The 12308-nt window shown below is 54.9% G+C and carries 11 protein-coding genes; 4 read left to right on the top strand and 7 right to left on the bottom strand.

Features of this window, described 5'->3' with window-relative positions:
• Positions 1 to 26: 26 nt before the first annotated feature.
• The 4 genes from ET33_RS19770 to ET33_RS36515 form a co-directional block, all read right to left on the bottom strand.
• Entirely contained in the window at positions 27 to 956 is a 930-nt protein-coding gene (locus tag ET33_RS19770; RefSeq protein ID WP_036685636.1) for an ABC transporter permease, read from the bottom strand.
• 2 nt (positions 957 to 958) lie between these two features.
• Positions 959 to 1894, bottom strand: a complete 936-nt coding sequence (locus ET33_RS19765) for an ABC transporter permease (protein WP_036685632.1) — start codon at positions 1892 to 1894, stop codon at positions 959 to 961.
• A 102-nt stretch (positions 1895 to 1996) separates the two neighbouring features.
• The gene (locus ET33_RS19760) at positions 1997 to 3649 is read right to left on the bottom strand and encodes a peptide ABC transporter substrate-binding protein (protein WP_036686001.1); all 1653 of its coding nucleotides are present in this window, start codon (positions 3647 to 3649) and stop codon (positions 1997 to 1999) included.
• Positions 3650 to 4090: 441 nt separating this feature from the next.
• A complete protein-coding gene (locus tag ET33_RS36515) occupies positions 4091 to 5350 on the bottom strand; it encodes a M24 family metallopeptidase (protein ID WP_051775449.1) in 1260 nt (419 codons plus the stop codon).
• Positions 5351 to 5495: 145 nt separating this feature from the next.
• Here ET33_RS36515 and ET33_RS19750 point away from each other — a divergent pair, with 145 nt between their 5' ends.
• Positions 5496 to 6143, top strand: coding sequence for a TetR/AcrR family transcriptional regulator (locus tag ET33_RS19750; RefSeq protein WP_036685628.1), 648 nt, complete (start codon positions 5496 to 5498; stop codon positions 6141 to 6143).
• 156 nt (positions 6144 to 6299) lie between these two features.
• Here the strand turns inward: ET33_RS19750 and ET33_RS19745 are convergent, their stop codons facing one another.
• The gene (locus ET33_RS19745) at positions 6300 to 7388 is read right to left on the bottom strand and encodes a DUF3900 domain-containing protein (protein WP_036685625.1); all 1089 of its coding nucleotides are present in this window, start codon (positions 7386 to 7388) and stop codon (positions 6300 to 6302) included.
• Between the two features lie 225 nt (positions 7389 to 7613).
• On the opposite strand from ET33_RS19745, the gene ET33_RS19740 reads away from it, so the two are divergent.
• Entirely contained in the window at positions 7614 to 8216 is a 603-nt protein-coding gene (locus ET33_RS19740) for a DedA family protein (protein WP_036685622.1), read from the top strand.
• A 57-nt stretch (positions 8217 to 8273) separates the two neighbouring features.
• On the opposite strand, the gene ET33_RS19735 is transcribed toward ET33_RS19740, so the two are convergent.
• A complete protein-coding gene (locus tag ET33_RS19735; protein ID WP_081890393.1) occupies positions 8274 to 8894 on the bottom strand; it encodes a superoxide dismutase family protein in 621 nt (206 codons plus the stop codon).
• Positions 8895 to 9031: 137 nt separating this feature from the next.
• Here ET33_RS19735 and ET33_RS19730 point away from each other — a divergent pair, with 137 nt between their 5' ends.
• Both ET33_RS19730 and ET33_RS19725 read left to right on the top strand, forming a co-directional pair.
• On the top strand, positions 9032 to 9628 hold the full coding sequence (locus ET33_RS19730) for a TetR/AcrR family transcriptional regulator (RefSeq protein WP_036685619.1): 597 nt from the start codon (positions 9032 to 9034) through the stop codon (positions 9626 to 9628).
• A 78-nt stretch (positions 9629 to 9706) separates the two neighbouring features.
• Positions 9707 to 11596, top strand: a complete 1890-nt coding sequence (locus ET33_RS19725) for an alpha/beta fold hydrolase (RefSeq protein WP_036685616.1) — start codon at positions 9707 to 9709, stop codon at positions 11594 to 11596.
• Positions 11597 to 11640: 44 nt separating this feature from the next.
• Here the strand turns inward: ET33_RS19725 and ET33_RS19720 are convergent, their stop codons facing one another.
• Complete coding sequence (locus ET33_RS19720) at positions 11641 to 12303, bottom strand: GNAT family N-acetyltransferase (protein ID WP_036685993.1); 663 nt, start codon at positions 12301 to 12303, stop codon at positions 11641 to 11643.
• Between the last annotated feature and the right edge of the window lie 5 nt (positions 12304 to 12308).

Raw genomic sequence — 12308 nt, 5'->3', positions numbered from 1 at the left:
ACAGGTCCATGACAGGGCGCTTCAGACTATTTGCGCATTCTCGGGTCCAGCGCATCCCGCAATCCGTCCGCCAATATATTGAAGCCCACCATAATCGCAATAATGATCAAAGCCGGAAACAACAGCAAATAGTAGTTCGTGTTCAGCGATTGATACCCCGTATTGATAAGCACGCCGAGCGAAGCCATGGGCTCCTGCAACCCCAGACCGATAAAGCTGAGGAACGCCTCCGTAAATATCGCCGAAGGAATCGTAAACATCGTATTGATGACAATGACTCCGATCGTGTTCGGAACCAGATGCGTCAAGATCAGGCGCGTGTTGCTTGCCCCCAGCGTGCGGGCCGCCAGCACGAATTCCTGCTCTTTCAGCTTCAAAATTTGCGCCCGCACCAAGCGCGCCATGTTGACCCAGCCGGTAATGACCATCGCCACAATGATCGTAAAAATGCCCGGCTTCATCGCCATCATCAGCAGAATGACGACAATCAGACTCGGCACGCTGACCAAAATCTCAATGATCCGCTGCATGATTGTATCCGTTCTGCCGCCCAGCAGCGCCGAGACGGCCCCATACGCGACGCCGATGCACAGATCCAGCGCCGCCGCCAGCAGGGCGATCAGCAGCGAGATGCGCGTGCCCTGCCAAATTCGGACCCATTGATCGCGGCCGAATTTATCCGTGCCGAGCCAATGATCGGCGTTCGGCCCTTGGTAAGCGGAGCTGTAATTCGTATCGAAGTACGTATAATGACTCATCCAAGGGCCAACCACGGCCAAGAGACCGAGCAGAAGAAGAAGGTACAGACTGACAAGCGCTCCGCGGTTTTGGCGGAGCCGCCGCCAGCTTTCCTGAAACGCGTTTAAGGGAGGACCGGATACGCTCTCGCTTTCATGGGCATCGACGGTGGTCGGGACGAACAAGCGGTCCAGTTCCCGCGATTCGTAGTTCAGCATGGTCACTTCACCCCTCCCGCCAGACGGATTCTCGGGTCAATGACCCGGTACAGCAGATCGACGATCAGCACAATCAGCACAAAAAACGCGCTGTAAAAAATCGTCACGCCCATAATCGTGGTGTAATCGTTCATTTTGATGGCATCGACAAATAAACTGCCGATCCCCGGCACGCTAAATATGCTTTCAATGACCAGCGAGCCGGTCAAAATGTTCACGGTGATGGGACCCAGAATCGTAATGACGGGAATCAGCGCATTGCGGATCGCATGCCTCCATACGATGGCGAACGGGCTGAGCCCTTTGGCTTTCGCCAGCACGATATAGTCCTGCTGCAATACCTCCAGCATTTCGTTGCGGATAAACCGCGCGATTAGTGCGATGACAATGAGTGATAATGCAATGGAGGGCATGACGGAGCTGGAGTAGCTTTTCCAAAAAGCGACCGGCAGCAGCCCCCATTTCATCCCGACATAATACTGCAGCAAAGCGGCGAAGACGAAGTTGGGAATCGATACGCCGATCACCGCAATGAACATCGCGACCGCATCCCACAGCGTATTATGGCGGAGCGCTGCAACCACTCCGAGAATTAGACCGAGCGCAACCCCGAGCACAATCGCCTGAACGCCGATAAGCGCGGACGGAACAAGGCGGTTCAAGATAATGTCCAGCACCGGTCGGCCCTTATAAAAAAAGGAAGTGCCCAAGTCGGCCCGCGCCAAATTGCCCATATAATGCACATATTGCTTCCACACCGGCTGATCCAAGCTGTATTTGGCATAGATCTCCGCTTTCGCCGCAGCTGGCAGCAAAGCCAATTTTTCTTCGTCAAACGGCGATCCCGGGAGCTGCTTCATGAGAAAAAACGTCAGCGTCGCAATGATCCACAGCGTGATCAAGATGTACACAGCCCGAATGGCGATATATTTTTTCATTCCAGCACCTCTTTGTACCGATCTTCACATCTTCACGCCACGTCGGCATACAGGAAAGGAGAGAAAGAACCCGCTTTCTCTCCCGATCCTCATGATTCATCGTTATTTTTTGGCCGCATATTTGAAATCCCACGACGCGCCATAAGGGTGATAAACAAGTCCCTCGATATTTTTTTTCTGGAGGAAGGCGTGACCTTTATAAAATAATGGTGCCACGACCGCATCTTCGCCGACTAACATTTTTTCCGCCTGCAGCAGCATTTCCGCGCGCTTCGCTTCATCGGCTTCCTTCTTGGCTTCCGCAATCAGACGGTCGTACTTCGGATTGTTGTAGTTCCCGCGATAAGGCGTATGGTTGATCCAGAGATCCAGATACGTCATGGCGTCGTCGTAATCGGCTCCCCATGCGGTGACGGCCATCTGATAGCTGCTATCGTCCATCAGCTTGTTGCGGGCTTTCTTCGGCATCGACTCGATCTCGATCTCGGCACCAAGATTTTTCTTGAATTCGCTTTGCAGGAACGTGCCGACATCTTTATTCACCGTGTCATCCAACACCAGCAGCTTGATTTTCGGCGCATGACCGAGCTCCTTCATCCCTTGAGCCCACAGCTCCTTGGCCTTGGCAGCGTCCGGTGCAATCACCTTTCCCTGCATGTCTCGGAACGATTTGCCGCCCGCTCCGTTCATGAGATCGGGGATCAGTCCTACGGCTCCCTTCGACCCGTTATTCAAAAGCTGCTCCAGCACCTTGCTGTCGTAAGCCAATTGAAGCGCTTTCCGGATGTTCGGGTTGGATACGTCGCCGGCTTTCAAGTTGAATTGCAGGTAGGTCGTCGCAAATTCGATGTCGGTGCCGAATTCGGGATTCGTTTTGTTAGCGCTCACATCGGCGGACGACAAATTCACCCGATCCAGTTCCCCGACCTTATACAAGTTCAAAGCGGTGCTCATTTCTTTCACCACTTTAATATTGACTTTATCCAGCTTCACCGAGCCGTTGTCCCAGTAATTCGGGTTTTTCTCCAATACCGCGCCGCCGGCCGGATCGAATTGAGTGAGCACGAAAGGCCCGTTGTACAGCATATTTTCCGGTTTCAGCGCGAAGTCTTTTCCTTTTTCCTTCACGAACTTATCGTTCAACGGGTAATACGGAATAAAGGAAACCAGGCGGAGGAAAAAAGGCGTCGGATTTTTCAGCTTGACCGCGAGCGTCTTGTCATCCTTCACCATAATGCCGGAAACATCCGTCGCTTTGCCTTCGGCGTACTCCGCTCCGCCCTCAATATAATCCGTCAAAATAAAGGCGTACCCGCTAAGCGACGTTTCCGGCTTCATCGAGCCGAGCCACGCAAATTTGAAATCCGCCGCCGTCACCGGGCTGCCGTTGCTCCATTTCACGCCATCGCGCAGCGTAAAGGTGTAGGTTAATCCGTCTTTGGATATGTCTACCCCTTTGGCCATGGCCGGCTGCGGCACGTTTTTTTGGTCCAGACGGTACAGCCCTTCGTTGACGTTGTTCAGAATGGCGAACGCAACATTGTCAGACGCGGAAAACTGGTTCAAATCCGTAATTTCCGTTTCCACGGGTAAGGTGATTGCTTTTCCGCTTGACGGCTGCTCCCCGTCTTTCGAGGAGGTTTGGCCGCTTGGCGATTCTGCGCCTTGGGGAGCTTCGCCGGTAAAATTGCAGCCGGACAACAACACGCTGAACATTAACCATAAGCTAACGAAATAAAATGCCCATTTTTTCATGCAAAACCCCTCCGGATTGATCATTTGATAATTTTTCCTGTTTGCGCTTCCAAACTAAAATTGACGTAAGCCTACTCCTTTCTCTTTTATTTTCTCCACTGTCGTTAATAAAATAGAGAAATAAAGCCTTTTTTGTTCAGTTAAACCATAGTAAACCTTAGGTAAGCGATTACAAATCAGCCTATTTATTACCGCGCTGTTAATATCGAAGATATTACCATTGATTTAGGTTTGAAGTCAATTGTTTTTCTGTTGTTTTTTGGAATGTATGCGGCAGGAGGGAATCATTTGTTTTGGGCGATGTCGGTATGCGGGGAAACAGATTCGGGTGGTCTGTAAACGGGATGTACAAAACCGGTGCGGAACGGCTTCGTCGGAAGGAGAAGTCGGTGCCACGACGCGCGCCGGGATTGCGCGCGTCGGCATATGAAGCGGTGGTCCTCACCAAAGCTTTCTTCTGGCGGGGGTCAGCGAGCGGGCGCCGCTTTCGGTGATCAGGATCTGGTCCTCGATGACTCCGCATCCGAACCCGTGAATGACAATCATCGGCTCCAGAGCGAAGATGTGTCCTGGCTGCAGGACGGTCTCGCTTTTCCAATGCAAATCGGGAAGCTCGGCGATATTCGTGCCGATGCCGTGACCGAAGCCGGTCGGCCAATAGTGCTCTCCGTAACCGTACTCTTCTGCGACGCTTTGGGCAATATGCTGCAGCTCGGCCACGCGTACACCAGGCTTCGCTGCCTCCAGAGCGGCTTCGAACATATCCAAACCGCATTGCAGAACCTCGCGCTGTCTCTTGCCGATCGTGCCGGCGCAAAACGTGCGGGCGGTGTCAGTATTATAGCCTTGGTAATGAGCGCCCAAGTCTAGGAAGACCATGTCCCCGTCTTCAAGCTTTCTCGGTGAGGGATAAAGATGCTTGAGCCCGGAACGCGGCCCGCTTGCGATCATGCAATGCACGACCCAGTCGGCCATTCCCGCTACCGCCTGATGCGCGGCCGCCGATAGTTCAAGCTCGCTTACCCCCGGCTTGGCCAACTCCATCACCGCTTCGAGTCCGGCCGCCGTAGCCATGCCCACTTGCTCCATGACCGCGATTTCGCGATGGCTCTTGATCTGTTTAGCGGCCATATAAGCGCGAGAGCCGGATACAATCTCCGCCTTCGGAAGCTTGGCGCGAAGCTCATCAAGGATCGGCGCCGCGAAGAACATCTCGCCCACCAAGCCGATACGCCCGTCTTCCAGCTTGCGCTCCTGGAGGAAACGGCATACATGCTTGCCGATGCCTTCGGGGTTTTTGACCGTTCCCGGCAGGTGGGCCGGCCGGACATCCTCGATCCAAGTCTGATGGACGAAGGAGTGCATCGGGGCCGAATGCAGAATCGAATTGGTCGTCAGCATCGCAGCGCCTTCCCGGGGCAGCACAACGACCGTGTTGCCGATAGCAGTGAGAAAATTCGAAATCCAACGCACATCGCCATTGAGCATCCCCGGCGCCCCATAGATAAGCAGCGCGTCAAGTCCTTCCCTGCTCATCTCCTGCCTGACCTTCGCTATGCGCATTTGATATTCTTCGAGCGGGAACGGCATCTGCAGCCATTCCTTCCGGCTCTCCCAATCGTAAGGAATGCGTTCGAAGGTCATGTCGAGCTCGGTGAACGGTTTCGTCCGGGTTTTGCTTTCGATAGGATCATTTTTCATAGAATGAGACCTCCTGAGGATTGACGAATTTTTTTGCTGATTTACTGATTCACAAAAAAATAATCGACTGACTATCACTCAATTAATATTCCTCGTTTGACTGCTTTTCTAGCAAATGTTTAAATATTACGTGAGGTGATCCCCCATGCCAAGAATAGCCAAAGACCCTCAGGAACGCCGGAAAGAAATTCTGGATGCTGCAGAGGAGTTATTCCGTCAAAAAGGCTACGAGCATACATCGACCATTGACATCGTCAAAAAAATGAAAGTGGCGCAAGGCACGCTCTATTATTATTTCGAATCCAAAGAAGCTCTTGCCGATGCCTTGGTGGACAGGCAGCTCGGCTACATTTACGGAATGTTTGCCCGGGTTGCATACGCCCCCGGCCTGTCCGCTTACCATAAAATCGCTTGGGTCATGGCGTTCGAGCTGGACGATCCGTACGGCCATAACGAGATGTTCAGCTATCTGCATCACCCGAATAACGCCGTGCTCCGCCGAAAAGCGGACATTCAAATGATTTGCAGATTCACGTCGATCATTGCAGACATCATTACGCAGGGAAATGAGGAGCAGCTATTTTCCGTCTCAAATCCTACACTGATCGCGGAATTTTTCCTCACCTCTTTCCATCAATGGATCAATCCTTCCCTGTTCGATTGGACGAAAGAGGAAAGAATTGTACGAATTACGGCAATCCAACCGGTTTTGGAAGGGCTGTTCGGCGTACCGCCAGGCACCTTCGAGCTCGCATTGCTCAGAGAAAAAGCCGCAGTCGTTCGTCTGAGCTAACAATTTTATGCGGGCCTTTAACCGGAGGTTGTTTTCATTATATTTTTTTGACTGACTGTCTGTCAATTTTTACTTGCGGTGTGAAAAATAAAACTGCCGCAGCTTGCGCCAAATGAGACGCACGCTGCGGCAGCGCATAATGGCGCTATCGGCCGTCTACGCATAGATCCCTTCGCGCTCTTCCTCCGCCGCTTTCCGCTTGAGCCGTTCCATCAGCGATTCCAGCGGCTCCGGAGCCAGCAGCTCCACCGGCGAAATCCCCCGGTCGAACTGCAAATCGCCCTCCAGCACGACGACGTAGCGGTCGCCAAGCTTGGCGATATGCAATCGGTCGCCGAAATCGGCCAGCAAGGCGCGGACGGACATGTGGCCGAGCTTGAGCTTCATTTCGAGGTCCGGTTTTTGCTCGACCATAACAGACGTCGCTTCCATCACCTGCGTCTGATCCCATTTCTCCTGCAGCTCGCGCTGTTCGCTGCACGCCCACAGCTCCATCGCCTCAAGCTCCCGCTCTTTGGCCTCCGGCTGGTCTTCGAATACCTCCTCGACATACTGCTGCACGAAGCCGAACACCTGCTCGTTCATCAGCTCGGGCACGGATTTTTCATATTCGACGTATTTCAAAAAATCCTCGAAGTACCGCGCATGGGACGACTGGTGGATTTTCAGCTCCCACAGCTCCGTCATCCCCGGTTCCGGCATATAAGGGTACATGATCGACTTCATATTTTTGGCGTTGATCGCCATCTCGACTTTATTGAGCAGACTCCGCTCGTCCGTAATGCGCGCGATCTTTTGCTCGAAGTCGCATTTGAACACGAACAGGAACGGCTCGTCAGAATATTGACTGAGCCTTGCGCGCACGATAAACATGGCCCCGCCGCGAATCGCGCTGGCATCCATATAAGTTGTGACGAGCTCATCCGCATGCCCCTTGAAATGCTCTAGCGTCTCGGCGGCTCGCAATCTGGCGAACAAGTTGTAATTCGGGTTGCTGTCCAGGTCGTACCCGGGCTCGACCGCGAAACGACCGATTTTGGTCGGCACCTGATCGGCTTTGGCATGATGCTCGGCCTTGCGCTTCGCCGTTTTGGCGAACTCGCCGTCCAGAAATCCGCTGAGCTCGCACGACGCGTAATCGTCACCGTCCATGGTAACGTAGTGCTTGCTGCGCTTGCCCGGCGTTCCGTCCTCCCCGTCCACTTGAATGACAAAAAACGAAATATAGTCCACGTCAAATCTCATCTTGAGCGTCCCTTCTGTCGTATCTGAATCAAGCCGTAAAAAGGCCGAATTTTAGTATACTACAAGGCCGCCCCCTGTCATAGAGGTAAAAAGTTCGAACTTGCCCGCCCCAAGCTTAAGATAACATTCAGATTTATTTAGGACTTCGTTCAGAAATCCTTCGGGTTTTATTTACTCGTAAGATCTACTATGATAAAAGGAATGGAGTGATGAGGAGAGGTAGAGATGAACCTGTTGCAAGTCGTCCAGCAGTTGTTTGAGCAGTACGGATATTTCGTATTACTGATCGGTCTGCCTTTGGATTTTATTGCGCTGCCGATTCCTCCGGGAAACAGCACCTTGGCCTATACCGGTTATTTGTCGTTCAAAGGCGTGCTCTCGTGGCTCCCTGCCTTTGCTGCGGCGCTGACAGGGGCGTTCATCGGCGTGACCGTGACTTATTGGATCGGGTACAAGGTTGGCATGCCGCTGATCGAGCGGTATGGCAAATGGCTGTCCCTAAAGCCGGCCCATGTGGAGAAAACGCGACGGTATTACGACAAGTACGGGGACAAGCTGCTGCTAATCGCCTTTTTCATTCCCGGAGTCCGGCAGTTCCTCGGATATTTTATCGGTATCATCCGCGTCCCTTATCGCAAGGTTGTGACCTATGCGTATGCCGGTACCGCGCTGTGGGTCGCTTCGTTTTTTGCGGTAGGGTATGTCTTCGGAGAGCAGTGGGAGCATATGTTTATGCTGATCGAACGAAATTTGAAGGTGTTCTTTATCGGCTTGGGCTGCGTCGCGGCAGGCTTTCTCTTGTTTCGGTGGTTTAAGCGTGCACGATAAATCAGAATAAAAAAACGAATCGACAGTACGCTTCTTAACCGCCGATTCGCCGTTTATTTACCGGATCGCGCCGCAGGCGATACGTCCGCCCGCATTGCCGGCAGGGTCCGTCCTAAAATCGTCCGCCTTCTCGTGAATAACGAACGCCGTGCCGCCGGACTTGCGCAGCGAGTTCGACTTCCCTGCCTCCAGCGTCAGCTGCTTGGCGACAAAGTCCGCCTTGACCTTGCCTTGCTGATCCGCTTCAAGATTCGGAAGGTCGCCGGTATGAGGCCCTTCCGAATTGTTCAAGCCGTGCTTCCGGCCCTCGGGATTGAAGTGCCCCCCGGCCGAAGCGAAGTCCGGCGCCTCGCATTTGCCGGTCTCATGCACGTGGAAGCCGTGCGGCCCCGGCGGCAACGAAGCCGCTTCCAGCTCGATCCGCACGCCGCCTCCCGGTCCGGCCGGCGTGAGCTTGGCCTTTCCTATCGCCGTTCCCTGCTTGCCTAGGATGTCCACATGAATGGCTTCCTTCGCTTCATTCGCCATCACGGCGGCGCTGTCTTCCGTCTGCTTAGGCTCATGCCGGTGCTGCGGCTTCTCCGTTTGTCCGAACCAAGCCCGCAGGTCGTGCTGACAGCCGCTCAGCACAAGCAGCGATACCGCGGAAATCGCCGTGGTTTTCCATCGCGTTCCCAAAGATTGCTCCCTCCTTAACGTTCCGCAAGCTACTTTAGACCATTGTTTACCAAAACCGGAGGGCATAAACGTTCGGTCCAAGACCGGTTCATGAAGACCGCTTGACTCCAATTGAATAGTACTATATAGTTCTAAACGTGAACAAGAACAAAACCACTTCCCCGCCGCCCAACCGCCAGCATGTGATTGAAACGGCCGCCGGTCTGTTTCTTATGCGCGGCTATTCGTATACGAGCATGGATGACGTCATGCGAGAGAGCCAAGTATCCAAGTCGAATATTTACTACCATTTCAAAAGCAAGGAGGAATTGCTTCTCGCCGTCGTCAATTATTGGGCCGAGTCCTACGAGCGTTCTTTATTCGCCCTGCTCAGCCGGAGCGAGCTGTCTGTGGAAGAACGGATCATGACGTTCTTGGACGGTTTAACCGAGGGAATAGCCCGGCGGAACGGCCATGGCGGCTGCCCGTTCGTGACACTCTATCTGCAGTGCCCGGAAAATGCGGTGCCGGTGAGAGAGCGGATCGCGCTGTTTTTTACCGAGCTGCAGCCTATGCTCGTCAAGTTGTTCCGTCAAGGCGCCGCCAAAGGGGAATTTCGCAAGCAGCTCGATCCCGAGCAGACCGCCCCGCTGTTTATCGCTTGTCTGGAAGGCTCGCTCGTACTGGCCGAGACGAAAAAAGATTTATCGGTCATGGAAACGACGGTACGCAGCTTTTGCCAAATGCTTCACTAGCTCGCTAGCGGAAGCATCTTTTTTAATGATTATTAGAACTACATAGTACTAGTTATGAGGTCATGAGGAGGAGCAGCAATGTCGGATTTATTGATTGCGGGCAGCACCGGATTTATTGGGAAGCAAGTGTTGAAGCAGTTGGCTCAGGGTGAGGAGCGACTGCTGCTATTGGTCCGTTCGCCGGAGAAAGCGGCGGCTACTCTAAGCAAGCAAGGATTCGGCGGCAGCGATGCCGTGGGGCGGGTTCAGTTCTTGAGAGGCGATTTATCCGCGCCAAACCTCGGAATGAATCCCGCCGATTACGAGCGGGCGCTGCAAGCCGATATCATCATTCATGCGGGAGGCCCGATGAGCATTACGCTCGATAACGCCAAAGCGCAGCGGACGTTTCTGGAAGGCTCCCGTCATCTTGCAGAGTTGGCGGAGCGGATTCATAAAGCGCGCGGGCTTCGCCATTTCATCCATGTCGTCGGCTACATGAGTCCGATTCACGACGGGAACGTCGATCCGGAAGCGGACGTGTTCCGCATGGATGATTTTATGAAAGGCGAGGGCCCTTACGAACGGATGAAGTTTTTGGCCGATTTGCTCATTCGGCAGCAGGCGCTGCGGCATGGTTATCCGCTGTCGGTCGTCAACCCGAGCACGGTCGTCGGGGCGAGCCCTACGGGGGTAACGGAGCAAACCGGCGGACTCGGTATCCTCGTTCATGCGGTTAGAAAAGGGTTGATGCCGGTCGTTCCCGGCGGCGCTTCCCACTGGGTCCCTCTCGTGGCCAACGACGCTTTGGCCGGCGTGATCGTTCACTTGGCCCACGAAGCCAAGCCTGAAGGCGGCACCTATAACGTGCTGGGCCGCAAGGAAGCCGGCCCGAATATGAAGGAGCTGCTGGATCTCATTGCCCGGGAGCTTGCCGTTCCCGCCCCCCGGGGAGCTCTGCCGGTCTCCCTGCTCCGCGGTGTCATGAAGACCGGACTCGGCCGCCTGACCGGTATTCCCGCCGAATCAATGGCATTTATCACGGAGCGATCGTTCGATACGAAAACGACGGAGAAGCTTATCGAGCGGATGGGAGCGAAGCCGCTGGAGGTTACGGAGCTGCTGCCGATGGTCGTGGCCGATCTGGATTACCGGCTCACACATCCGGGTGCGGCGGAGCCTGAGCGTTGGACCCGCGAACGCAAAGGAGACCTTGCCGCGCTTGTGCGGGAAGGTCTCGGTGAGCCTTGGGTTATCGTGCACGGGTTGTTGAGCGGCGCCGACGACTTCGTACCGCTCGCCGAGCATCTTCATGACAGCACCGGAAACCCGGTGTGGCTGCTCGATTTGCCGGGCTTCGGCCGTTCGCCCTTGCTGCGGGAGGGCCGCCACAGCCTGGAAAGCTACGCGAAAGCGGTAAGCGAAGCGATTGCGGACTCCCCCGTTCCGGTCCGGTTGGTCGGGCACTCCTTCGGCGCGCGAATCGCCCTCGAAACGGCTAAGGGGGCCGCGGGGGCTAAGCTCAGCACGCTGACGCTGCTTCAGCCCGTTCTGCATCGCCCCGAGGTTGGAGCATTGCGCCGTGCGCTCAGCGGCACCCGCCGCACGGCTTCCGCCGCCCTTCGCTTCATGTCGGTCCGGGCGATGCGAAGCACGATGCTGCGGGAAGGCGTTTTTGCAGCGGCAGAGGAAATCCCGGACGGCTACGTCGAAACTATCGTCCGCAGCTTGACTTCCCCACGCATCGCCGCGGCGAACGCGGATATGCTGTATTCGCTTTACCGGAAGCTGCCTGCAAAAGCAAAGCCATGGATGCCTGCCCTTCCGGCCTCGCTCGATACGACAGTCGTCTGGGGTACGAAGGATCTCGCGTATGCGTTGCCCGAAACGTACCGGGTTCAAGCCGGGACTCGGCTCGTTTCGTACGGCCATCAGTTTCCGGTCTCGCATCCGGCGGTTACCGCAAAATTACTGGCGGAGCAGGTGTAACCAGACGGACGGGTGGGTGCGAAGCGCGTACCCTATCAGTACATCTATCCCCGCTTCGCGTTGAGAAACGGATTGCGCCATTCCATCAGCATCGCGTAATTCAAGGATTCTTCATCTTCCAAATAATCGGAAACCAATTTCACCGGCGTTCGTCCGCACCGCAGCAGGAACGTCATCACCGGATCTTTCCGTTCCCCTTCCAATACGCTGCGAACGTAGTCTTCGGCAGTCATTTCCCCGGCTACCCGGTGATACCCGGGCAGCCGGCCGCCGCCGAGCAGCCGCTCCAGCTTCAGCTCGACGACCACCTCGTACATGGACAGCATCAGCCATTTGCCGAGGCCGAGCTTCCGGTAAGCCGGACGCGCGCAGATGTCCACGATATACAGCGTGTTGCCGGACGGGTTATGGTTGCGGATATACCCTCCGTCGGTAATCTCCTCCCACGTATGATCGGCATGCGCGGGATCGAAATCGACCCGCAGGCCCGTCACCGATGCGGCCAGTTCGCCGCCGATCTCCACGCAGAGCGCGCCTTCGTGAAACCGTTCGACGTGATTCCTAAGCTGCTCCTCGTTCCACCACAGCTCCGAAGGAAACGGCGGCGGAAAGCTTTCCTGCTGGATCCGAATCAAGCCGGCAAAGTCCCGTTCGGTGTAAGAGCGGATCGTCGCCTTAACGGGACGGTCACCGTCGAATACGTACATGTCTT

The organism is Paenibacillus tyrphae (assembly GCF_000722545.1).
Classification (GTDB): Bacteria; Bacillota; Bacilli; order Paenibacillales; family NBRC-103111; genus Paenibacillus_G; species Paenibacillus_G tyrfis.
Note: the sequence above shows the minus strand (reverse complement) of the source record. Positions and strands in the feature narration are given on the sequence as shown.

Bases quoted from the DNA above. Each gene is read 5' to 3' on its own strand.
- ET33_RS19770 (WP_036685636.1), bottom strand. From the start codon at position 956: ATGCTGAACTACGAATCGCGGGAACTGGACCGCTTGTTCGTCCCGACC.
- ET33_RS19765 (WP_036685632.1), bottom strand. From the start codon at position 1,894: ATGAAAAAATATATCGCCATTCGGGCTGTGTACATCTTGATCACGCTG.
- ET33_RS19760 (WP_036686001.1), bottom strand. From the start codon at position 3,649: ATGAAAAAATGGGCATTTTATTTCGTTAGCTTATGGTTAATGTTCAGC.
- ET33_RS36515 (WP_051775449.1), bottom strand. From the start codon at position 5,350: ATGAAAAATGATCCTATCGAAAGCAAAACCCGGACGAAACCGTTCACC.
- ET33_RS19750 (WP_036685628.1), top strand. From the start codon at position 5,496: ATGCCAAGAATAGCCAAAGACCCTCAGGAACGCCGGAAAGAAATTCTG.
- ET33_RS19745 (WP_036685625.1), bottom strand. From the start codon at position 7,388: ATGAGATTTGACGTGGACTATATTTCGTTTTTTGTCATTCAAGTGGAC.
- ET33_RS19740 (WP_036685622.1), top strand. From the start codon at position 7,614: ATGAACCTGTTGCAAGTCGTCCAGCAGTTGTTTGAGCAGTACGGATAT.
- ET33_RS19725 (WP_036685616.1), top strand. From the start codon at position 9,707: ATGTCGGATTTATTGATTGCGGGCAGCACCGGATTTATTGGGAAGCAA.
- ET33_RS19720 (WP_036685993.1), bottom strand. From the start codon at position 12,303: ATGTACGTATTCGACGGTGACCGTCCCGTTAAGGCGACGATCCGCTCT.